This is a genomic window from Cellulomonas fengjieae (genome assembly GCF_018388465.1).
Taxonomy (GTDB): Bacteria; Actinomycetota; Actinomycetes; order Actinomycetales; family Cellulomonadaceae; genus Cellulomonas; species Cellulomonas fengjieae.
The window spans coordinates 3,037,645-3,059,308 of the sequence record NZ_CP074404.1; the positions used below are offsets into that span (position 1 = coordinate 3,037,645).

The following is a 21,664-nucleotide window of genomic DNA, read 5'->3' on the forward strand; positions in this document are numbered from 1 at the left end:
GTGACGCGGACCGGGCAGTCGTGGGTGCCGCCGGCGTGGGTGGCGTGGGCGGCCGTCGCGGTCGCGTTCGCCTTCGCGGCGGTCAGCCTCGTGTGGGCGCTCGGGAGCACGGCCGGCCTGGACACGCTGGGCGGCACGATCGAGCGCAGGGCCCTGGACGGCGACCCCGTGCTGCGGGCCGCCAACGTGGTGGCCCTGGTGCTCAAGGTGCTCGGCGGCGTGCTGGCCCTCGCGCTCGTCCAGCCGTGGGGGCGCCGACTGCCGCGGCGCCTGCTGCTGGCCCTGGGCTGGTCCGGTGCGTCGGTCCTGGTGCTCTACGGGCTGCTGCAGACGACGGCGGTCGTGCTCGTCGCGGCGGGCGTCGTCGTCCCGGCCGAGCCGCTGTCCGACCGCGCCCTGACCTGGCGGCTGTTCCTGTGGGAGCCGTGGTTCCTGGTGTGGGGACTGCTCCTGGCGGGCGCGACGCTGCGCAGTCAGCGGCTGAGCAGCCAGCGCACCTCGCGCCGGAACAGCTCGACGCGCGACGGGGAGTCGTAGGACCGGACGTCGTGGCCGAGGGCGTCGTAGACCACCCGGCCCGGCCCGGGGGCCACCCAGACCACCGGGTGCGAGCCGCCGTCGTGGTCGGCGACGAGCAGCACGTGCGCGTCCGGGGAGACGTCCAGCGCGAGGTACCGCTCGTCCTCGGCGGTCACCTCGCCGAGCCCATCGACGAGCGGGTGCCCGGGGTCGACGACGCGGAACGACGCCGACCCGTGCGGGGGGTGCCACGACGTGCCCTCGACCCACCGGCCACCGAGCACGGAGCCCCACGACGGCGCGTCGAGGAACGTGTTGGCCGCCTGGTGCAGCGCCAGCACCGGCACGCCCCGCGCCACCAGCGATGCCAGCCGGTCGTGGAACGGCGCCCAGTCCTGGTCGGTCCCGTCGAAGTCCGGGTCCGGGCGACCCCGACCGGCGGCGACGACGACGAGGTCCGGTTCGGCGTCGTCCAGCGCGGACGGGAACGTACCGCGGACCGTGGCGTCCACGCCGTCCAGCGCGAGCAACGTCGCGAGGCGGTGCGAGACCGCGGCGGCGTCGTGCCACGGGTCCTCGTACCGGCCGTGGCCGGCGAGCACGAGCGCGTGCGACATCAGTCCTCCTGCGGGATCGGGAGTGCGGTGGTGGTGACGCGACCGTCGGCCCAGGTCACAGTGAGCTGCTCGGCAGCCGCGACGGCGACGGGCGGCGCCGACGGGTGCTGCGCGAGGCAGACGGCGCCGACCCACCAGCGGCCGACGACCGCGGGGACGCAGGCCCACGGCGTCGCGGTCCAGGGTGCGAGCGGGCCGGCGTCCTTGTCCACCCGGACCTGCGTGGTCGCGCCGTCGGCCACGAGCAACGAGGTCAGCCGGTCGCCACGCACCCCGTCGGGGAGCAGCTCGTGCTCCCCCGACAGCGGCCAGCCGGCGCTGCGCAGCGTGAGCCCCTCGTCGGCGTCGTCCACGCGCACGGCCCGCACCTCCCAGGCGCCGCGCACGACCGAGACGACCGTGAGCGTCCCGACGGGCTCCGCGGCACCCACCCGACCCGAGCCGTGCGCCTGCGCCGTCGGGTCCACCTGCAGGCGGTGCGCCACCGCGCGCGACGCCGCGACGCCGACGCCGTCGGACGCGGCGCACTCCAGGAGCGTCATCCCCGAGCGGTGCGTGGAGCGTCCGTCGGCGTCGAGCAGCACGACGGCCTGGTCGAACGGCTCGGCCCAGGCCTCGTCGTCGAGCAGCGGTGCCGTCGCGGTGGAGTACCCGAGTCGCGCGTACAGGGGCGAGTCGCCGCCCAGGGACCCCTCGAGCGCGTGGTCGGTGCCGTGGTTGACCACGCGCACGACCCCGTCGTCGTGGGTGCCGGAGACGATCCACCCGGGGGCGGCCACGGCGACCAGGTCGTCGGCCACCTCGACGGGCAGCGGCTCCTCGTCGGTGGTCCACGCCGGGTGGTCGGCCGGGAGCGCGAGCCCGAGCATGCCCTTGGCCGCCCAGTACGGGGACCCGGGCCCGGAGTAGCTCTGCACCAGCGGTCGCCACGCGCCGTGCCAGCCGAGGGTGAGCAGGCCGTCGTCGTCGGGCACGCCGTGCTGCACGAAGTGGGTGACGATGCTCGACGCGGCCCGGCGCAGCTGCCCGACAGGCGTGCTGGGCACCCCGGCGATCGCGCCGGCCCAGAACGGCGCGGCGGCGGCGAACCGGTACGTGAGGCTGCGGCCCTGGAGCAGGGGGCTGCCGTCCGCGCCGACCAGGCGGACCGCGTCCTGCAGGTAACGGTCGAGCCGGGCGACGTCCCGCGCGCGACGGTCGTCGTCGGCGAGCGTGCCCTGCATCCGGGCCCACAGCACCGGGTAGAGGTGCAGTGCCCAACCGACGTAGTGGTCGTACGAGCGCCCCTCGCCGTCGGAGAGCCAGCCGTCCGCGCGCACGAAGCTCTCGTGCAGCGCGAGGTCGTGCTCGAGGTCCTCGGCCGACCAGGGACCGCCGACCGAGCGCAGGAACGTCTCGACCACCACCCGGAACCACAGCCAGTTGGTCCGCGGGTAGCCCCGGTCACCGACGACCGAGGACAGGTAGTCCACGATGCGCTCCTGCACGCCGCCGTCGAGCGCGTCCCAGATCCACGGCCGCGTCATGTCGAGGATCAGCGCGAGGGAGGCCGCCTCGACCTTGGCCTGGCCGTGCTCCTCCGGCCGCACCCAGCGCTCGGGGGACGACGGGTCGGTGCCGGCCGCGAGACCCGCGGCGTACTGCTCCGCGAGGTTGAGCGGGTCGGCGCCGCGCTCTCCGGCCAGCCGGAACCCGGCCAGCAGGAACGTCCGCGCGAAGCCCTCGAGCCCGTCGACGGCGGTGCCGTAGCCGCCGGGCGCGCCGGGCAGCGTGATGAGGGCCTGGTGCGGCGAGGCGTACGGCCGGACCGCGACCAGCATCTCGTCGGCCAGCGCGGCCCACTGCTCCCGCGACCGGACCTCCCGCGCGCTCATGCGCCCACCACCAGGTGCTCGCGGGTGACCGGCGCCAGCACCGGCTGCCCCAGGGTCAGGCGCTCCAGCTCGTCCAGCGCGTGGTCGCTCATCCGCCGCGCCTCGGAGCCCAGCGACCCCGCGATGTGCGGCGTGATCATGACGTTCGGCAGGTCGTACAGCACGGACGTAGCCGGCAGCGGCTCGGGGTCGGTGACGTCGAGGATCGCCGACAGCCGGCCGGCGGCCGCCTCCCGCTCGAGCGCCGCGGTGTCGACGAGCGCGCCGCGCGCGGTGTTGACCAGCGTGGCGCCGTCCGGCATGAGCGCCAGCTCGGCCGCCCCGATCAGGTGGTGCGTCTCGGGCAGGGCCGGTGCGTGCAGGCTCACGATGTCGCTGCGGCGCAGGAGCTCAGCGAGGTCCACCAGCTCCGCGCCGGTGCCCGCCAGGTCCTCGGCGGTGATCGTGGGGTCGGCGACCAGGACGGCGTCGGTCTCCAGCACGTCGAGCAGCTCGACCGTGCGGCGCCCGATCCGGGACCAGCCGACGATGCCGACGGTCCGGCCCCGGTTGGTCAGGTCCTCGCGCTCGACGGCGAACGACCAGCCGCCGCGCCGGGTGCGCGCCTCGGCCGCCAGGAACGGCGCCCGCTTGCCGGCCAGGATGATCGCCGCCAGCGTGTACTCGGCGACGGGCCGCGCGTTCTCGTCGGCGGCGGACGTGACGACGATCCCGCGGTCCCAGGCCGCGTCGGGCAGCAGGCCGCGGACCGACCCGGCCGCGTGCAGCACGGCCCGCAGGCGCGGCGCGGCGTCGAGCTGTTCCAGCGTGATCGGCGGCGCTCCCCACGACGTGACCAGCACGTCCGCCTCGGCGAGCCGGGCGCGCCCCTCGTCCCCGTCCAGCGCGTCGAGCCTGACCGGGTCGCCCACCACGGCGAGCCGCCGCAGCCGGTCGAGCTGCGGCTCGCGGAACTGCAGGGCGAAGGTCGCCTCGCTCATGAGGAGCAGGACGCGGGGCCGCCCGCCCGGCGTGGTGGGGAGCTGCGTCACATCGCGTCCTTCGTCGGTGAAGAGATCAGAACCTGGGTTCGCGGGCAGTGTAGATGATCATGAACGAACATCTGCGGGCCAAGAAGCGCCGCTATACGATCACATTCGATCATCACTCCTGAGACGAGGCAGCATGCCGACGACCGTCCTGCCCGGCACCACCCGGGGCGGACTACCGCTGCGGGTCGACCGCGTGGCCTGGGCGGCCGTCGACGACCGCGGTCTCGTCGCGCGAGCGCAGGCCGAGCGCGGCACCCCGTGGCCCCAGCCGCTGGCCAGCCAGTACGCGCGCTTCCGCCGCGACGGCGACCGCGTCGAGTACGAGGACCGCGTGTTCGGCCGGGAGGACCGGCTGACGCGCGCGGTCGTCACCGCCCTGGTCACCGACGAGCCGGCCTGGCTGGACGAGGTCGCGGACGGCGTCACCCTGCTGTGCGAGCAGAGCTCGTGGTGCTGGCCCGCGCACGACGACGCGGCCCGGGCCCTGGGGGCGGTGGTCCCCGTGGTGACCGAGCCGGTGCTCGACCTGGGCGCCGGGGAGGTGGCGGCACGGCTCGCGTGGATCGACCACGCACTGGGTGACCGGCTCGACGTCCGTGTCCCCGGCGTCCGGCGCCGGCTCCGGCACGAGGTGCGGGCCCGGGTCCTGGACCCCTTCGTCGCGCGCGACGACTGGGGCTGGCTCGCCCCTCCCCTGAGCAACTGGACCGCCTGGATCCACGCGAACGTGCTGACCGCGGCGCTGGCACTCCTCGACGGGAGCGAGCGGGACGCCGTGGTCGCGCGCGCCGCCGACGGCCTCGCGGCGTACCTCGAGTCACTGCCCGCCGACGGCGCCATCGACGAGGGGTACTCCTACTGGTGGCAGGGCGCCTGCCGCGCGCTCGAGGCACTGGACCTCCTGGAGCACGCGACGGGGATCGATGCCGCCGCGCTGCCGGTCGTGCGCGCGACCGTCGGCTACCCGCACGCGATGCACCTGGGCGGCCGCTGGTACCTGGCCGTCGGGGACGGGACCGCCACGCCGCCCACCGACCTGCCGTGGCACGTGCTGCACGCGTGGGCGCTGCGCACCGGCTCGACGGCCGCCGCCGAGCACGCGGCCGCGGAGCACGTGCGGGCCGACCTGCCCGTGCGCGGCGGCATCGGGCGCACCCTGCAGGCGCTGGCCTACGACGCGTGGCCCGCGCAGACGCCGAGCGCCCCGCTGCCGGCCCGCACCTGGTTCCCGAGCACGCAGGTCGCGCTGCTGCGGCAGACCGCGGGGTCGACGCGCGGCCTGGCGGTGGCGCTCAAGGGCGGGCACAACGCCGAGTCCCACAACCACAACGACCTGGGCTCGGTCGTCGTCGCGGTCGACGGGGTGCCGGTGGTGGTCGACCCCGGCCGCCCCACGTACACCGCGCAGACGTTCGGCCCGGACCGGTACGCGCTGTGGACCATGCAGAGCTCGTGGCACTCGGTCCCGGAGGTCCGCGGCACGCCCCAGCGCGACGGCGCGCAGCACCGGGCGACCGACGCGCACGTGTCCGAGGACGGCACCCGCGCGCGGCTCGACCTCACGGCGGCGTACCCGACCGAGGAGCTGTCCCGCTGGACCCGCACCGTCACGCTGGACCGCGTCGCCTCGACGGTGCGCGTCGAGGACGACTGGGACGTCACGCCGGAGGGCTCGGGCACCGTCGTGCACTGGGTGCTCGCCGGCGAGGTGGACGCCTCGGAGCCGGGTCGCGTCGTGGTCCACCCGCTGGACGGTGCCCGGCGCACCCGCCTGACCTGGGACCCTGCCGGCGTGACCTCGTCGCTGACCGTCCGGACGCTGGACGACCCGATGCTGTCCGACGTGTGGGGCGACCACCTGACCCGGCTGGAGCTGCGGGTCGACGACGCCGCCGGGCACGGCTCGCTCACGGTCACCGTGGAGGCGGACCGATGACGACGCTGCCCGTCACCCGCCGCGACCAGCTCCTCGACATCCTCCGGCGCGAGGGCACGGTCCGGGTGAGCGACGCCGCGACCGCGCTGGGCGTCACGCCGGTGACGGTCCGCCGCGACATCACGCAGCTCGCCAACGACGGCCTGGTGCGGCGCGTGCACGGCGGCGCGACGCTGCTGGCCACCGCCGACGAGGAGCACTTCCCGACCGTCGCGACGCTCGGCATGGTGGTGCCGTCCCTCGACTACTACTGGCCCGGCGTGCTGCACGGCGCCCGCGAGGCGGCCACCCGGCTGGGCGTCCGCGTGGTCCTGCGCGGCTCGTCGTACGCGGCGCAGGACGACGTGCGGCAGGTCACCGGCCTGGTGGAGACCGTCGGCGTGGACGGCCTCCTGATCGCGCCGGCCCTGTCGGGGCCCGGCAGCGCCGAGCTGCTCGCCCTCCTGGCCGGGCTGGACATCCCGGTGGTGCTGATGGAGCGCACCGCCACCGCGCCGCCGCACCAGGCACCCCTGGAGTCCGTCGTCTCCGACCACGCGCTGGGCGCCGGCATCGCCGTGCACCACCTGGCGGGTCTCGGCCACCGCCGGCTCGGCCTCGCGTGCTCGGCGCTCAGCCCGACCGGGCCCAAGGTCCGCGCGGGGTGGCTCGCCGCGTGCGAGGAGCTCGGGCTGGAGACGGCGCTCGACCTGCAGGTGGCCAGCTACCGCGACCCGCAGTGGCGCACCGAGGTGGACCGGGTGCTGGACGCGTGCCTCGCGTCCGGGACGACCGCGCTGCTCGTGCACTCCGACCCGGAGGCGATCTCGCTGGTGGAGCGGTGCGAGGAGCGGGGCCTCCGCGTTCCCGGGCAGCTGTCCGTCGTCGCCTACGACGACGAGGTGGCCGGCCTTGCCCACCCTCCGCTGACCGCCGTCCGACCGCCCCGCCACGCGGTCGGCCGCGGCGCCGTGGAGCTCCTGGCGTCCCGGCTCGAGGAGCCCGACCGGCCCGTGCACCGCGTGACGGTCACGCCCGAGCTGATGGTCCGGGAGTCGACCGCCCCGCCGACCTGAGTCGACGGAGCGGCCGACACCGGATCAGCCCGCGAGCGCCCGCTCGGCCTCGCGGGTCAGGTCGTTGCGGTCCGCCCGCGCCGCGCGCAGCCGGGACATGACGACCGCGCCGGCCGCCACGAACGCGGCCGCGAGGGCGATCGCCAGGCGGGCCGTGTGGTCGGCGTCGGCACCCACCGAGATGGCGACGACGGCGGGAGCGATCAGCAGCGCCACGAGGTTCATGACCTTGATCAGCGGGTTGATCGCGGGACCGGCCGTGTCCTTGAACGGGTCGCCTACGGTGTCGCCGATGACCGCCGCCGCGTGGGCGTCGGACCCCTTACCACCGAAGTTGCCGTCCTCAACGATCTTCTTCGCGTTGTCCCAGGCGCCGCCGGAGTTGGCCAGGAAGACCGCCATCAGCACACCCGTGGCGATGGCGCCGCCGAGGAACCCGGCCAGCGGCCCGACGCCCAGGCCGAACCCGACCGCGATCGGCGCGAACGCGGCAAGCAGGCCGGGCGTGGCCAGCTCACGCAGCGAGTCGCGGGTGCAGATGTCGACGACCTTGCCGTACTCCGGACGCTCCTCGCCGGTCATGATCCCGGGGTGGTCCCGGAACTGGCGACGGACCTCGAACACGATGGCGCCCGCGGCCCGGGTCACGGCGTCGATCGCGAGCCCGGAGAACAGGAACACGGTCGCGCCGCCGAGGATCACCCCGACCAGCGTGATCGGGCTGATGATGTCGTAGCTCAGCATCGCCGTGGTCAGCTCGTCGCCCGCCTGGCCCGCCGTCCGCAGGGCGGACCGCACCGCCTCGGCGTACGAGCCGAACAGCGCTGTCGCCGCCAGGACGGCCGTCGCGATCGCGATGCCCTTGGTCACGGCCTTCGTCGTGTTGCCCACGGCGTCCAGGTCCGTGAGGATCTGCGCGCCCTCGGGCGTGACGTCGCCGGACATCTCCGCGATGCCCTGCGCGTTGTCGCTCACCGGGCCGAACGTGTCCATGGCGACGATGACGCCGACCGTGGTCAGCAGGCCGCAGCCGGCCAGCGCGATGAGGAACAGCGACAACGCCACCGAGCCGCCGGACAGCAGGAAGACCCCGCAGATCGCCGCCGCGATGATGCCGGCCGTGTAGACGGCGGACTCGAAGCCGACGCCGATCCCCGACAGCACCACGGTGGCCGCGCCGGTGAGCGTGGTCCGCGCGACGTGCAGGGTCGGCTTGCTCGTGGTGCCCGTGAAGTACCCGGTGACCCACAGGATGATCCCGGCCAGGACGACGCCGATGGCCACCGCGACCGACGCGATCAGCCGCGGGTCGCCGCCGTGCGTCTCCAGGCCCGCGGTGCCGCCCGTGAGGTCCGCGAACGACGACGGCAGGTAGATGAACGCGGCCACCGCGGACAGCGCGACGCCCACGAGCGCCGAGATGTAGAACCCTCGGTTGATCGCGGTCAGGCCGCTCTCCGAGCCCCGCACCCGCGTGATGAAGACGCCGAGCACCGCGACGAGCGCACCCATGGCGGTGACGACCAGCGGGAAGACCAGGCCTTCCTCACCGAACGCCGCCTTGCCCAGGATGAGCGCCGCGACGAGCGTGACGGCGTACGACTCGAACAGGTCGGCCGCCATGCCGGCGCAGTCGCCGACGTTGTCGCCGACGTTGTCCGCGATCGTCGCCGCGTTGCGCGGGTCGTCCTCCGGGATGCCCTGCTCGACCTTGCCCACCAGGTCGGCGCCCACGTCGGCCGCCTTGGTGAAGATGCCGCCGCCGACCCGCATGAACATCGCGAGCAGCGCGGCGCCGAAGCCGAAGCCCTCGAGCACCGCGGGCGCCTCGGCCCGGTAGATCAGGACCACCGACGCGGCGCCGAGCAGGCCGAGGCCCACCACGCTCATGCCGACGAACCCACCGGTCCGGAACGCAATGCGCGAACCCTCTGCACGCCCGCCCGGCTCCGACGCCGCAGCGGCCACCCGGACGTTCGCCCGCGTGGCCAGCCACATGCCCAGGTACCCGATCGCCGCCGAGAACCCGGCGCCGATCAGGAAGAAGACCGACCGGCCCACCTTGACGCCGCCGTCCCCGGGCAGCAGGAACAGCAGGGCACAGACGACGACCGCGAAGAGGGCCAGGGTGCGCAACTGCCGGCTCAGGTACGCCGACGCCCCCTCCTGGACCGCGCGCGCGATCTCGCGCATCGACTCGGTTCCCTCACCGGCCGCGAGCACCTGACGGCGCAGGACAACGGCAACGAGCAAGGACGCGACCGCAACGGCCGCGATGACACTGACGATCGTGATGCTCGTGGACCCGAGCTCGACCATGCATCCTCCTCGGACATCGGCGCGGCCCCCCTGACCGCACCTGTCCTGCAGCCCCGTTGCCGCACGACCCGGCGAGTCTAGCCAGCAGATGTGACGTGGATCGCACATCACGCCGACGGTGACGGCGCAGCCGCACGGCGGGACGATCGGATCGTCCCCAACCGTTCGGGGGGCGAGGGCGTCTGAACAGGTGAGGGCACTTCCGCACCGACCGAGAGGGACGCGCATGAGCTGGGAGGCGGATCTCGACACGCTCGTCACGGAGCGCGGCTCGGCTCTGGTCGCGTACGCGTACCTCCTCGCCGGGAACCTGGCATCGGCCGAGGACCTGGTCCAGGACGCCATCGTCCGCACCTACTCGCGCCGTCGACCCGAGGACATCACCTGGGTCGAGGCGTACGTGCGGCGCGTCATCCTGCACACCTACCTCGACGGCTACCGAGCCCGTCGCCGGTTCGCGGCGGTCACGCCCCTGCTGGCCACCGCCGACGTCGCCGACGGCGCGCAGGAGGCCGCCGGTGACCGCACCGACGTCGCGCGAGCGCTGACCTCGCTCTCGCCGCGCGAGCGAGCGTGCGTGGTCCTGCGGTTCTACGACGACCTCACCCTCCCGGAGATCGGGCTGCGGCTCGGCGTCTCCGCGGGGGCCGTGAAGCGGTACCTGTCCGACGCCCGGCGCAAGCTCGAGCCGCTGCTCGGCCCACAGCCCGGGCTCGCCACCGAGGACGTCGCGACGATCACGAAGGGAGGCTCGCGATGAATCGCGACCTCGAGTCGGCACTGGGCGAGCTCGCCTCCCACGCCGAGCAGAGCCACCGCACCGGTCGGGCACCCCTGCCCGTCGACCGCATGACGGCCGGCGCCCGCCGCCATCGCCGCACCCGTGCCGCCCTGATGCTCGGCGGCGCGGCCGCGGGTGTCGTGGTCATCGCCGGCGCGGCGTTCGCGGTGCTGCCGGACCGCTCACCCGCTCCGCCGGCGCAGACCCCGACCCCGACCGTGACGTCACCGGCACCGACTCCGACGCCCACCCCGACACCGACACCGACGCCCACACCGACCCCCACACCGACATCGGCCGCGGTCGTCCTGCCCCCCGGGGACGCCGCCCTGCCGTTCGGCACCTGCGGATCGCTCGCGGACGCGCGCCCGGCGTACCCGGTCGACGACCGGGTGCGCGCACGGCTGATGCCCGACGCGACAGCGCTGGTCGCGGGTGGCACGGTGGCGGCCGGCGGCGTGCTCGACGGCCCGCCCGACGGTGTGGCCCTCGCCCACGCGGTGCCCGACGACGGTCCGCGTGTCGCCGTGGTCAAGGACGGCGTGGTCGTCGGTACGACGGGCTTCCCCGCCACCGGCGACGTGATGGCTGCGCGCAGCGGCAACGACGGCGAGATCACGTCGTTCCGCGGTCTCCTCCAGCTCACCGTCTGCGACCCCGGCGACGGCGGACCGGTGACCTCCGGACGGCCGCTGCCTGCCGGCACCTACGAGCTCCGTCCCTGGGCGAGCGTCGTGGTGTACGACGGCCGTCAGGAGGCACCGGCCGAGCTCTACCAGGCACCGCTCACGTTCGAGCAGGCCGCCGCGCTCGGCGGCACCCGGGCGACCGCCGTCGGGGAGCCCACGACCGTCACCGTGACCGGCGAGGCCGAGAGTCAGCCGCCGCTGCCCGGGTCGGGCGTGCCGCTCGACCGCACGACGTTCGCCGCGACACCGGCCTGTGGAGGGCCGGCACCGGCCGCGCCCGTGCGCTCGGCCATGATCGACCTCCAGGTGGCACCGACGGCGACGACGTTCGCGGCGGGGTCCCCCCTGCGCGCGACGGCGAGCGTCCGCTACACCGGGCCGGGCCGGTTCCGGGCCTACGGCTACTACGCGGTCGAGTACTGGGTGGTGCGTGACGGCGTGGTCGTCGGGACGACCGTCCAGCCCAACGACGCGTTCTCCTCGATCGACCTGGGCGCCGGTGCCCCCCTCCGGTTCGCCGAGGCCGAACGGGTGCTGACGTCGTGCCGGGACGACGGCGGCTTCCCTCTGAGCAGCGACGACCCGCTGCCGGCGGGCCAGTACACCGTGTACCCGGGCTGGATCTTCAGCTCCCCGACGGTCCGGATGCCATCCGAGGTCGTCGCGCTGCAGGACCCGAGCGAGGGTTACTCCCTCACGCTCGGCACGCCGTTCGTCGTGACGCTCACCTGACCACCGACCCCTGCGCTCAGTCGCCGAGCGCGGCCTCGACCGTCTCGTGCACGGTGAACACCTGCAGCAGCGCGGTGATCCGGAACACCTTCAGCAGCCGCTCGGAGTCGATCACCAGCTGCAGCCGGCCACCGGCGAGCCGGACCTTCTTCAGGGTCCCGACGAGCAGCCCGAGACCGGTCGAGTCCATGAACCGCACCTCGCGCAGGTCGATCACGAGGTCCGTGCGGTCGCGGTCGAGCAGCTCCGTCAGCCGGTCCCGCAGGACGTCGGCCGTGGACACGTCGATCTCCCCGGCAACCTCGACGACCGTCTGCGCACCGACGTCCCGGGTGGTCACGCGCACATCCATCAGTCCGCTCCCGTCTCTGCGTGCGCATGCGGCCTGGGTACCACACGGTGCGCCTTCGACACACACTGCGCATTCAAACAGAGTGCAGTCCGTGGGCGAGCACCGGTTCACCCCACCGCGTCAGCCGCGCACGAACCGGACCGGGTCGCCGGGCCGCAGCTGCCCGAGCAGCCCGAGGGCGTGGCCCCGGACCACGGCGGCCACCGGGTAGCCGCCCGTCACCGGGTGGTCGACGCAGAACACGACGGGCTGTCCGTCCGGCGGCACCTGCACCGCGCCGACGACGAGGCCCACCGACGCGAGCTCGCGGCGGTCGAACCACGCCGCGCGGCGCAGCGGCGGCCCGGTCAGCCGGACCGCGACCCGGTTCGTCGCCGGCGTCACGTGGTACTCCTGCCCGCACAGCAGGCCCAGCGGGTCGTCGAACCACTCGGCGTGCGGACCAGGGACGACCGGCAGCACCGGGGGGACCGGTCGCACCGGCGCCACGTCGACGAGAGGCCAGTCCCGCGGGGCGGGCCCGACCGGGAGGACGTCGCCCGCCGTCAGCGGCGCCGGTCCCAGGCCGGCCAGCTGGTCCGTGCTCCGGGAGCCCAGGACCGGCGGCACGTCGATCCCGCCGCGCACGGCCACGTAGGTCCGGAGCCCCGCCGTCGCGGACCCGAGCCGCAGCTCCGCGCCGGCGGGCACCTCCAGCACCGCCGCGTGCCCCACGGGCCGACCGTCCACCCACGCGGACCCGGGCGCCCCCGTGAGCGCGACGGTCAGGTCGCCCGCCGCCCGCACGACGAGCCCGCCGAGCAGGACCTCGAGCCCGGCGGCGCCCTCGTCGTTGGCGACGAGCCGGTTGGCCAGCCGCAGCGCGCCGGGGTCGGCCGCGCCGGAACGCCCGACGCCGACGTGCGCCCAGCCGGGGCGGCCCAGGTCCTCGACGAGCGTGAGCAGGCCCGGGTCGACGACCTCCAGCGCCGCGGTCATGCGGCCGTGAACCGCACGCGGGTGCCGGGCTGCAGGAGTGCGGGCGGCTGCCGCTCGACGTCGAACAGGTCGAGGTCGCAGCGGCCCAGCAGGCGCCACCCGCCGGGCGTAGGTGCGGGATAGACCGCGGTGAACTCGTCGGCGACCGCCACCGCCCCGGCCGTCACGCGCTCCCGGGGGCTGTCCAGGCGCGGCACGTGCAGCACCGGGTCCAGGCCGGTCAGGTAGGCGAAGCCCGGCATGAACCCGCCGAACGCCACGGTGTACCGACCTGCGGTGTGCCGGGTGACCACCTCGTCGGCCGTCAGACCGGTGAGGCGCGCGACGTCGGCCAGGTCGGGGCCGTCGTACTCGACGGTCAGGACGACCTCGGCCACCGCCCGGTCGGCCGCCGGAGCGGAGCGCGCGGACCACCACCGCAGCACCGGCAGCTCCCGCGGGTCGGCACCGGCGCGCACCCGGAGCAGGAGCGTGCGCGCGGCGGGCACCTGGTCGACGATGGCCGCAGCCTGCGGGTCGGTCGCCCGTGCGGCGCGGACCGCGTCGTCGAGGGCGCGGACCTCGGTCAGCCCGGAGAGCTCCACGAGGACGGCGTCGTCGCCGAAGGGCACCACCCGGACGTCACCGCCATCCACCATGGGGCGATCCTGCCCGACGACCCGCAGCCGCCGTCAGACGAACGACCGGACGCTCACGCCCGACGCGAGGAGGGCCGCGCGGACCGCGGCCGCCAGCTGCACGGCCCCCACGGTGTCGGAGTGCACGCACACCGACTCCGCCTCGACCGCGACGTCCGTGCCGTCGACGGACCGGATCACTCCCTCGCCGGCCAACCTCACCACGCGCGCGGCCACCTCACCGGCGTCCGCGACCAGCGCCCCGGGCTCCGCGCGGGGCACGAGCGTCCCGTCGGCGCGGTAGCCGCGGTCGGCGAACGCCTCGGTGACCGCGCGCAGCCCGGCGGCGGTGGCCGCCGCGAGCACCGCGGACCGGGGCAGCCCCAGGACCGGCAGCTCCCCGACGGCCCTCACGACGGCCCCGGCGTGCCCCTCGTGGTGCACGACCGCGTTGTAGAGCGCCCCGTGCGGCTTCACGTAGGCGACCCGCGTGCCCTCGGCCGACGCGATCGCCTGCAGCGTCTCGACCTGCTTCCTCACCTGGGCGCGCAGCACGTCCGGCGGCACGTCGACGAACCGACGGCCGAAGCCCGCCCGGTCGAGGTAGGACACGTGCGCACCGACCGCGACCCCCCGCGCGGCCGCCACCCGGCACACCGCCGCCATCGTGCGCGCGTCGCCGGCGTGGAAGCCGCACGCGACGTTCGCGCTGGTCATGAGAGCGAGCAGCTGCGTGTCCACGCCGTCCACGCCGGGCTCCCAGGCGTCGAGCTCCTCGCCCAGGTCGCAGTTGAGGTCGATCCGGTCCGTCATGCCTCGATCCTGCCCGACCCGTGCCTGCTCGTCCCCGGTGGGAGGATGGGCGGGTGGTGGAACCCGGCGTGCTGCTCGACGTGCTGCTCGCCGGCGGACGCCGCTCGGACCGCATGACCCACGTCCGGCACCTCCCGTCGCGGCCGGGCGCGCAGGCGGACTGGCCCGCGTGGGCCGACCCCGACCTGGTGCAGGGATACCGCTCGCTCGGCGTGGACCGACCCTGGACGCACCAGGCCGACGCCGCCGACGCCGCCTGGTCCGGCCGGCACACGGTGCTGGCCACCTCGACCGGCTCGGGCAAGTCGCTGGCGTTCTGGCTGCCCGCGCTGTCCGCGGCCCGCGCCGCCGCCGCGGGTGGGCTGCTCGACCCCGGCCGCATCGAGAGCGTGGCCCGTCGCGCCACCACCCTGTACCTGTGCCCGACCAAGGCCCTGGCCGCCGACCAGCTGTCGGCGCTCGAACGCCTGCTCGTGGCGGCCCGCACCCGGGACGTCCGCGTGGCGACCTGCGACGGCGACACCTCCCTCGACGAACGGCGGTGGGTGCAGGAGCACGCGGACGTCGTCCTGACCAACCCCGACTTCCTGCACTTCGCCCTGCTGCCCCAGCATCGCCGCTGGGCACGGCTGCTGGCCTCCCTGCGCTACGTGGTGGTCGACGAGTGCCACGCGTTCCGGGGTGTGTTCGGCGCGCACGTGGGCCTGGTGCTGCGGCGCCTGCGCCGGCTCGCCGCCTCCTACGGCGCGACCCCGACGTTCCTGCTCGCGTCGGCCACCACCTCCGACCCGGCCGAGAGCGCCGCGAGGCTCATCGGCGTCGACGCGTCCGAGGTCACCGCCGTGACGGACGACGCCTCCCCGGCCGGCCGCAAGACGTTCGTCCTGTGGCAGCCGCCCGAGCTGCCCGGCACCGAGGCGCCGTGGTCGGCGCTGCTGCCCGAGGACGACCCGTGGGCGACGCCGCTCGCACTGCCGCGCCACGTCACCCGCGGTCCCGACGACCTCGCCCCGCCGGGCCCGGACGACGTCTGGGACGCGCCGGCGGTCCACTCCGCCGCCCTGAGCGCCCCGCCGGAGGGCTCGGGGCCGCTGGGCACCGGTGAACGCCTGGTCGCCGTGCCGTCCGACCGTCCCCGCCGGACCGCGACCGCCGAGATCGCCGACCTCTTGGCCGACCTGACGGCGGCGGGCGCCAGGTCGCTGGCGTTCACCCGGTCGCGCCGGGGCGCCGAGTCCGTCGCCGCCGCCACCCGGGCGCACCTGACGCACATCGACCCCGCCTTCGCGGCGTCGGTGTCGGCGTACCGGGGCGGCTACCTGCCCGAGGAACGGCGCGCGCTGGAGTCGGCGATCCGGTCCGGTGCGCTGCGCGCGCTCGCCACGACGAACGCGCTCGAGCTGGGCGTCGACATCTCCGGCCTGGACGCCGTCTTCATCGCCGGGTGGCCCGGGACGCGTGTGTCGCTCTGGCAGCAGGCCGGCCGCGCCGGACGGGCGGGCACCGACGGCCTGGTGGTGCTGGTCGCGCGCGAGGACCCGCTGGACACGTTCCTCGTGCACCACGCCGAGGCGATCTTCGACACCCCCGTCGAGGCGACCGTCTTCGACACCACGAACCCCTATGTCCTGGCGCCGCACCTGTGCGCCGCCGCCGCCGAGCTCCCCCTGCGGGCCGACGAGCTGGACCTGTTCGGGCCGCGGACCGCGGGGCTGCTCGGTGAGCTGGTCGAGCGCGGCACCCTGCGGCGCCGCCCGTCGGGCTGGTACTGGACGCACAACGAGTCGGCCAGCAGGCTGACCGACCTGCGCGGCTCGGGCGGGGACCCCGTGCGCGTGGTCGAGTCCGCGACCGGGCGCCTGCTCGGCACCGTCGACGCCGCGTCCGCCGACTCCACGGTGCACGACGGCGCCGTCTACGTGCACCAGGGCGCGACCTTCGTCGTCGACGAGCTGCGCCTGGAGGACGGCGTCGCCCTGGTCACCCGTCGCGACGTCGACTACGGCACCTGGGCCCGCTGGGTGACGACCACCGAGATCCGGTCGGTCGACGCCGAGGTGCCGTGGGGCCCGGTCACGTGGGGGTTCGGACAGGTCGACGTGACCACGCAGGTGCTCGGCTACCAGCGCAAACGCATCCCCGACCTGCAGCTCCTCGGCACCGAGGAGCTCGACCTGCCGGCCCGGATGCTGCGCACCACGGCCGTCTGGTGGACCGCCCCGGCCGAGGTCCTCCTGGCGGCGGGTGTCACCGTCGAGGCGACGCCCGGCGCCCTGCACGCCGCCGAGCACGCGTCGATCGGGCTGCTGCCCCTGCTGGCGACCTGCGACCGCTGGGACCTGGGCGGGTTGTCGACCGCGCTGCACGTCGACACCGAGCAGGCCACCGTGTTCGTGCACGACGCCTACCCCGGCGGCGCCGGGTTCGCCGAGCGCGGGTTCGCGCTCGGTGCGACCTGGCTGCGGGCCACCCGCGACGCCATCGCCGCGTGCCGGTGCCTGACCGGGTGCCCCGCCTGCGTGCAGTCGCCCAAGTGCGGCAACGCCAACAATCCCCTGGACAAGGCGGCCGCTGTCCGGCTCCTCGACGTGGTGCTCTCGCACGCCCCGGCGCCGACCACCGCGTAGCCCACCCAGCGCACACCCACCACCGCGCAGCCCACCCAGCGCACACCCACCACCGCGCAGCCCGACCGGCAGCTCACCGGCGCTGGGAGGCCGGCCCCGCCCGTGCCCACGCGGTGGCCGCGCCCGCCGCACCCGCCACGCTCACCCGCACGGTCAGCACCCCCTCGCCCTCGTCGACACACGACGTGAGCCGGCCCCCGTTGCGGCCGACCACCTCCCTGACCGTCGCGCAGGGATCTCCCGCACGACCGGTGAGCGCCTGTTCCGCCCCCGCGAGCGCACCGAGGTCCGCCGAGGTCTGCGCCCGCCCGCGCGCCAGCTGTGCCGACGCCAGCAGCCCGAGCAGCCCCGCCACGACCAGAGCCACGGCGACGAGTGCCAGCACCAGCACGGTCCCCGACCCGCGGTCATCCGCTCTCACGGCTCCACCCTCACGGCTCCACCCTCGCGACCGCCGTGGCCGCGGCGCGCAGCGGTCCCCAGGTGACCGAACCCACCCGCGCGGAGACCTCGACGGTCACCCAGGCGTCCGCGCGCGTCACCGCCACGGACGCGGCGTCACCGGCCAGCCGCCGTGCCGTGGCCAGGACGGCCGGGTCCGGCTCCCCGAGAGCGGCCGCACGGGCAGCCGCGCGGGCGGCGTCCGTGCAGCGCGTCTGAGTGACCGCCGTCGACGCGATCGTGAGCAGGGCGGTCAGCAGGACGACGACCACGGGCAGGCCGACCGCAAGCTCGGCGGTGACGCTCCCGCGGTCGCGCCGGCCCGCGGCGGTCACAGCGACAGTGCCTGACGGATGATGCCCAGCAGCAGGCCCTTCACCTCGTTGCCCTTGAGGATCACCAGGAGCAGGCCGGCGAACCCGACGGCGGCGAGCGTCGCGATCGCGTACTCCGCGGTCGCCATGCCGGCGTCCGCGAGCCCGACCCGCACCCGCACCCGCAGCCCGTGCCGGTGACGGCGCACGACCGCGGCCACGCCCGGCGTGGCCGACACGACCGCACGGACGACGCTCCGGCGACCCGGCTCCTCGCGCGGCTGCCCCGGATCGCGCTGCTGTGTTGGATCGTTCGGCTGCCCAAGATCGTGCGACTGCCCCGGATCGGGCTGCTGCTGTCCCGGATCGTGCGACTGTCCCGGGTCGCGTTGCCGTCCCTGGTCGCGTTGCCGTCCCTGGTCAGGCTTCTCCCCCAGTCGGCGCTGCTGCCCCGGGTCCGGCCCCAGGGTCGTCGTGTCGGACATGTCCTCTCCTCTCGTCGAACGCCGTGGAGTGTCTGGCGTCTGCCCAGCGTCGGGCGCGCCGCCGTGGCGCGGGGCGGCGGCTCCGCGATCGGTGCGGGCCGCGGCCATCGGCCGGGCTGTGGGCGTCTCGCGGGGCCGCGGACGTGACCCGAGCGCCGGCGCAGCTCACCCGAGCAGGTCGCCCGCGAGGCTCAGGAGCATCGGCACCAGGCCCAGGAGGATGAAGGCGGGCAGGAAGCACAGCCCGAGCGGGAGGACGAGCCGCACCGCGAGCGCGCCCGCCGCGGCCCGGGTGCGCGTCCGCCGGTCACGCCGCAGCTGGTCCGCCCGACCACGCAGCGCCGGCCCGGGCGCCGATCCCGTGTCCCAGGCGGGCTCCAGGGCGCCCACGACGTCGGCGACGCCCGTGCCCGCCCACGCCGACTGCCAGGTCGCGCCCAGGAGCAGCGCGGAACCTCCCCGCGCCAGCGCCTCGCCCTGTGCACCACCGACGGCCGAGCCGACCGCCGCGAGCGCCCGCGGCAGTGGCGCTCCCGTCGCGATCGCCACGTCGAGCAGGTCCAGCAGGAGCACCGTGTCCATCGGCTCGTGCACGACCACGCGAACCCGCACCGGACGCGTCGGCCGGGACCGTCGCGGACCGGCCCCTCCCCACCACCACGGGCTGCTGGCGAGCGCGGCGGACAGCGCGACCGCCACGGCCAGGGCGGCGGGCGTCACGCGCGTCCCGCTCGCGACAGCAGGGTCGCCGTCCACCACCGGCCCAGGCCCACCAGCACGATGCCCAGCACCGCCGACGCCGTCCCGATCCCCCCGGACAGCACCACGCCCACGGGGTCGGCCCCGAGCAGCGCGCCCAGCGCCACGCCGAGCACCGGCAGCCACGCGAGCACCTGGGCGGTCGACCGCGGCCCCGAGAGCGCTGCGCCGCGCTCCCCCTCCGCCTCCGCGTCGGCCGCGACCGCTGACGCGATCCGCTCGAGCACCCCCGCCAGCGGGGCGCCGAGCTCGTCGGACAGTCGCGCAGCGGCCACCACGGCACGCGCACGCTGTGCCGCGCCCGGCTCCGCACGCCTGGGCAGCCGCGTGGGGAGCCCTGTCAGGAGCCGGGTCCGGAGCCTCCGGCGGAACCGGCTCCCGCCCGGTCGGGACGTCGTGGCGAGGAGGGCGTCAACGGTCGGTGCCGGCCCCGCGAGCACCACGCCGAGCGTCCGGGACCACGCCTCGACCGGGGTCGCGCCGGCCCTCAGCTGCGCGGAGACGGCGACGAGGGCGGCGGACAGGTCACCGTCGACGCGGGCCTGCGCGGGACCCTCCACGGCTGGGTGCGCCACCTGTGGGCGGACGCGGCGGCCGCCCGGGCCGGCACCTGCCACGGCTGCCAGCAGCACCAGCGCCCCGATGGCCACGCTCACCGCACCACCTCGACGCCTGCGCGTCCGGACTCCAGCCCCAGGCGGGCGGCCAGCGGCGGCCACGCGGGCCCCGCGACGGTCACGCCCGATGCGTCTGACCGCAGGGCGCACGCCACCTCCAGGTCCCCGGAGGCGGCACGCCGGACGACCCCGACCTCGGCCACGTAGCGGCGGTCGCCTCGGCGTAGGTGCAGCACGGCGTCGAACGCGCTCGCTGCCTGCGCGGCGAGCGCGTCACGCGACATCCCGGCCAGCGCCGCGAGCGCCTCCAACCGGGCCGGCACGTCCGCGGCGGCGTTGGCGTGGACCGTGGCGCACCCGCCGTCGTGCCCGGTGTTCAACGCGGCGAGGACCTCCCGGACCTCGGCACCTCGGCACTCGCCGAGCACGATCCGGTCGGGCCGCATCCGCAGCGCGTGCCGCACCAGGTCCGTCAGGTCCACCCGGCCCGCGCCGTCCACGTTCGCGTGCCGGGCGAGCAGGCGAACCACGTGCGGGTGCGCCGGGGACAGCTCGCCCGCCTCCTCCACGACGACCAGACGCTCGTCGTGCGGGACCAGCGAGAGCAGCGCCGCCAGCAGGGTCGTCTTGCCGGACCCCGTCGCACCCGAGACCAGCAGGTTGGCGCGCGTGGCCACCAGCGCCCGGACCACGGGGACCAGCGCGGTCGCGAGCGTGCCGGAGGCCACGAGCTGCTCGATCGTGAACGGCCGCGACCGGACCACTCGGAGGCTGATCAGCGCGCAGGTGCCGGCCACCGGCGGGAGCACCGCGTGCAGACGGGTGCCGTCGGGCAGGCGGGCGTCGACCGCGGGAGAGGCGTCGTCGAGGCGCTGACCGCCCGCGGCGGCGAGCCGTACCGCGAGTGCCCGCACGTCGTCCGGCCCTCCCAGGTCCACGTCCGCACGGCCCAGCCGCCCCGCGCGCTCGACCCAGACGTCGCGAGGTCCGTTGACCAGGACGTCGGTCACCTCGGGGTCGTCGAGCAGCACCTGCAACCGACCCGCGCCGAAGAGCTCGTCGCGGACGGTCCTGCTCATCGACCGCAGCGCGGCGGAGCCGAGCACCGCGCCGGCGTCGCGCGCGGCCGCCTCGACCGCGGCATCGAGGGAGCCACCGGACGGGTCGTGCGGACCGAGGCGGGCGCGCACCGCGTCGAGGAAGTCGGGCCCGACCGTGCGCACCGGTGCGCTCATGTCAGGCCGCCCAGCGCCGACACCACGCGGGCCGCCGCCCGGGCCGTCGGACCGCCCTCCGGCACGCCGCCCCGTTCGAGCGCCGCCCCCATCCGCCGGTCGCGCGGGAGCATCGCGAGGATCGGCAGGTCGACCGTGTCGGACAGCTCGGCGGCTCCGAGACCACCCGGCGCCGGGCCGGCCACCACGAGCCACGTCGCCACGCCCGCTCGGACCAGGCACGGGCGCATCGCCAGGATCCCGGCGACAGAGCGCAGGTCCCGCGGCGCCACGACGAGCACGGCATCGCACGCACCGGCGAGCGACTCCCCCGCCACGACCGCAGCCCGATCCAGGTCGAGCACCAGGGCACCCGCCGCGGCGGTCAGGGCGTGCAGCACGTCGGCGACCACGGCGGGCTCCGGAGGCCCCGGCCGCGACCGGTCGGCGCTGAGCACGGCGCAGGGACCCCACCGGGGCAGCAGCGTGAGCACGTCGGCACCGGACACCTCCCCGCGGGCGTCCGCGAGGTCCGGCCACCGCACGCCGTCGGCGCCCTCGAGCCCTAGCAGGACGTCGATCCCCCCAGAGGCGCGGTCCAGGTCCACCAGCACCGTCGCCGTCCGGCGCGCCAGCTCGCGGGCGAGGGCCGCAGCGAGCGTGGAGGCACCGGCGCCGCCGCGAGCCGCCACCACGCCGACGACGAGTGCACGGCGGGGAGCGGGTGCGACCGACGGCCAGGTCGGCGGGCCAGGACGGGCACCGGTGAGGGGGGTCATCGGTTCCGCCTCTCTGCCCGGCCCGACCTGACCGCCGGCGCACCGGGAACACTGCCGCGCCACCCCGGGTCACCACCCGCGTCGCGAGCGCCGCTGTGGGGCCTCCGCCCCGCGA

General features: G+C 75.9%; 21 protein-coding genes. 6 read left to right on the forward strand and 15 right to left on the reverse strand.

Features of this window, described 5'->3' with window-relative positions; genetic code table 11:
* Window positions 1–537, forward strand: a complete 537-nt coding sequence (locus tag KG102_RS14045; RefSeq protein WP_208288335.1) for a DUF3995 domain-containing protein — start codon at window positions 1–3, stop codon at window positions 535–537.
* On the opposite strand, the gene KG102_RS14050 is transcribed toward KG102_RS14045, so the two are convergent.
* From KG102_RS14050 to KG102_RS14060, 3 genes are read right to left on the reverse strand one after another with little or no spacing between them, the layout of a single operon-like run.
* Window positions 474–1,136, reverse strand: coding sequence for a ThuA domain-containing protein (locus tag KG102_RS14050; RefSeq protein ID WP_208212432.1), 663 nt, complete (start codon window positions 1,134–1,136; stop codon window positions 474–476). The genes KG102_RS14045 and KG102_RS14050 overlap by 64 nt on opposite strands.
* Window positions 1,136–3,010 (reverse strand): DUF2264 domain-containing protein, encoded by a 1,875-nt coding sequence (locus tag KG102_RS14055; RefSeq protein ID WP_208288334.1) that lies wholly within the window; start codon window positions 3,008–3,010, stop codon window positions 1,136–1,138. Before KG102_RS14055 ends, KG102_RS14050 begins: the two co-directional genes overlap by 1 nt.
* Window positions 3,007–4,041, reverse strand: coding sequence for a hydroxyacid dehydrogenase (locus KG102_RS14060; protein ID WP_249667332.1), 1,035 nt, complete (start codon window positions 4,039–4,041; stop codon window positions 3,007–3,009). The genes KG102_RS14055 and KG102_RS14060 overlap by 4 nt, the downstream gene beginning before the upstream one ends.
* Window positions 4,042–4,174: 133 nt before the next feature.
* Here KG102_RS14060 and KG102_RS14065 point away from each other — a divergent pair, with 133 nt between their 5' ends.
* Window positions 4,175–5,977 (forward strand): heparinase II/III domain-containing protein, encoded by a 1,803-nt coding sequence (locus KG102_RS14065; protein ID WP_208288333.1) that lies wholly within the window; start codon window positions 4,175–4,177, stop codon window positions 5,975–5,977.
* Entirely contained in the window at window positions 5,974–7,032 is a 1,059-nt protein-coding gene (locus tag KG102_RS14070; RefSeq protein WP_208288332.1) for a substrate-binding domain-containing protein, read from the forward strand. Before KG102_RS14065 ends, KG102_RS14070 begins: the two co-directional genes overlap by 4 nt.
* A gap of 24 nt (window positions 7,033–7,056) precedes the next feature.
* Here the strand turns inward: KG102_RS14070 and KG102_RS14075 are convergent, their stop codons facing one another.
* Window positions 7,057–9,351 carry a sodium-translocating pyrophosphatase gene (locus KG102_RS14075; RefSeq protein WP_208288331.1) on the reverse strand — a complete coding sequence of 765 codons (2,295 nt, stop codon included), beginning with the start codon at window positions 9,349–9,351 and terminating at the stop codon, window positions 7,057–7,059.
* Window positions 9,352–9,577: 226 nt separating this feature from the next.
* Here KG102_RS14075 and KG102_RS14080 point away from each other — a divergent pair, with 226 nt between their 5' ends.
* Window positions 9,578–10,111, forward strand: coding sequence for a sigma-70 family RNA polymerase sigma factor (locus KG102_RS14080; RefSeq protein ID WP_208288330.1), 534 nt, complete (start codon window positions 9,578–9,580; stop codon window positions 10,109–10,111).
* A complete protein-coding gene (locus tag KG102_RS14085) occupies window positions 10,108–11,553 on the forward strand; it encodes a hypothetical protein (RefSeq protein WP_208288329.1) in 1,446 nt (481 codons plus the stop codon). Before KG102_RS14080 ends, KG102_RS14085 begins: the two co-directional genes overlap by 4 nt.
* 16 nt (window positions 11,554–11,569) lie before the next feature.
* Here the strand turns inward: KG102_RS14085 and KG102_RS14090 are convergent, their stop codons facing one another.
* From KG102_RS14090 to pxpA, 4 genes are all read right to left on the reverse strand, one after another.
* Window positions 11,570–11,893: an STAS domain-containing protein gene (locus KG102_RS14090; RefSeq protein WP_443623127.1), complete on the reverse strand. Its 324-nt coding sequence runs from the start codon at window positions 11,891–11,893 to the stop codon at window positions 11,570–11,572.
* A gap of 132 nt (window positions 11,894–12,025) precedes the next feature.
* The gene (locus KG102_RS14095) at window positions 12,026–12,883 is read right to left on the reverse strand and encodes a 5-oxoprolinase subunit C family protein (RefSeq protein ID WP_208212448.1); all 858 of its coding nucleotides are present in this window, start codon (window positions 12,881–12,883) and stop codon (window positions 12,026–12,028) included.
* Window positions 12,880–13,521, reverse strand: coding sequence for a 5-oxoprolinase subunit B family protein (locus KG102_RS14100; RefSeq protein ID WP_208288328.1), 642 nt, complete (start codon window positions 13,519–13,521; stop codon window positions 12,880–12,882). The genes KG102_RS14095 and KG102_RS14100 overlap by 4 nt, the downstream gene beginning before the upstream one ends.
* A 33-nt stretch (window positions 13,522–13,554) precedes the next feature.
* The gene (gene pxpA, locus KG102_RS14105) at window positions 13,555–14,313 is read right to left on the reverse strand and encodes a 5-oxoprolinase subunit PxpA (RefSeq protein WP_208288327.1); all 759 of its coding nucleotides are present in this window, start codon (window positions 14,311–14,313) and stop codon (window positions 13,555–13,557) included.
* A gap of 113 nt (window positions 14,314–14,426) precedes the next feature.
* Between pxpA and KG102_RS14110 the strand changes: the two genes are divergently transcribed.
* On the forward strand, window positions 14,427–16,940 hold the full coding sequence (locus KG102_RS14110) for a DEAD/DEAH box helicase (protein ID WP_208288999.1): 2,514 nt from the start codon (window positions 14,427–14,429) through the stop codon (window positions 16,938–16,940).
* Window positions 16,941–17,013: 73 nt separating this feature from the next.
* On the opposite strand, the gene KG102_RS14115 is transcribed toward KG102_RS14110, so the two are convergent.
* From KG102_RS14115 to ssd, 7 genes are all read right to left on the reverse strand, one after another.
* Window positions 17,014–17,361: an Rv3654c family TadE-like protein gene (locus tag KG102_RS14115; RefSeq protein WP_208288326.1), complete on the reverse strand. Its 348-nt coding sequence runs from the start codon at window positions 17,359–17,361 to the stop codon at window positions 17,014–17,016.
* 10 nt (window positions 17,362–17,371) lie between these two features.
* Complete coding sequence (locus tag KG102_RS14120) at window positions 17,372–17,716, reverse strand: TadE family type IV pilus minor pilin (RefSeq protein WP_208288325.1); 345 nt, start codon at window positions 17,714–17,716, stop codon at window positions 17,372–17,374.
* Window positions 17,713–17,934 carry a DUF4244 domain-containing protein gene (locus tag KG102_RS18835; RefSeq protein ID WP_249667333.1) on the reverse strand — a complete coding sequence of 74 codons (222 nt, stop codon included), beginning with the start codon at window positions 17,932–17,934 and terminating at the stop codon, window positions 17,713–17,715. Before KG102_RS18835 ends, KG102_RS14120 begins: the two co-directional genes overlap by 4 nt.
* A gap of 411 nt (window positions 17,935–18,345) precedes the next feature.
* On the reverse strand, window positions 18,346–18,900 hold the full coding sequence (locus KG102_RS14130) for a type II secretion system F family protein (protein WP_208288324.1): 555 nt from the start codon (window positions 18,898–18,900) through the stop codon (window positions 18,346–18,348).
* Window positions 18,897–19,595, reverse strand: a complete 699-nt coding sequence (locus KG102_RS14135) for a type II secretion protein F (RefSeq protein ID WP_249667334.1) — start codon at window positions 19,593–19,595, stop codon at window positions 18,897–18,899. The genes KG102_RS14130 and KG102_RS14135 overlap by 4 nt, the downstream gene beginning before the upstream one ends.
* Complete coding sequence (locus tag KG102_RS14140) at window positions 19,592–20,791, reverse strand: TadA family conjugal transfer-associated ATPase (protein WP_208212463.1); 1,200 nt, start codon at window positions 20,789–20,791, stop codon at window positions 19,592–19,594. The genes KG102_RS14135 and KG102_RS14140 overlap by 4 nt, the downstream gene beginning before the upstream one ends.
* Entirely contained in the window at window positions 20,788–21,549 is a 762-nt protein-coding gene (gene ssd, locus KG102_RS14145; protein ID WP_208288323.1) for a septum site-determining protein Ssd, read from the reverse strand. The genes KG102_RS14140 and ssd overlap by 4 nt, the downstream gene beginning before the upstream one ends.
* Window positions 21,550–21,664: the final 115 nt, after the last annotated feature.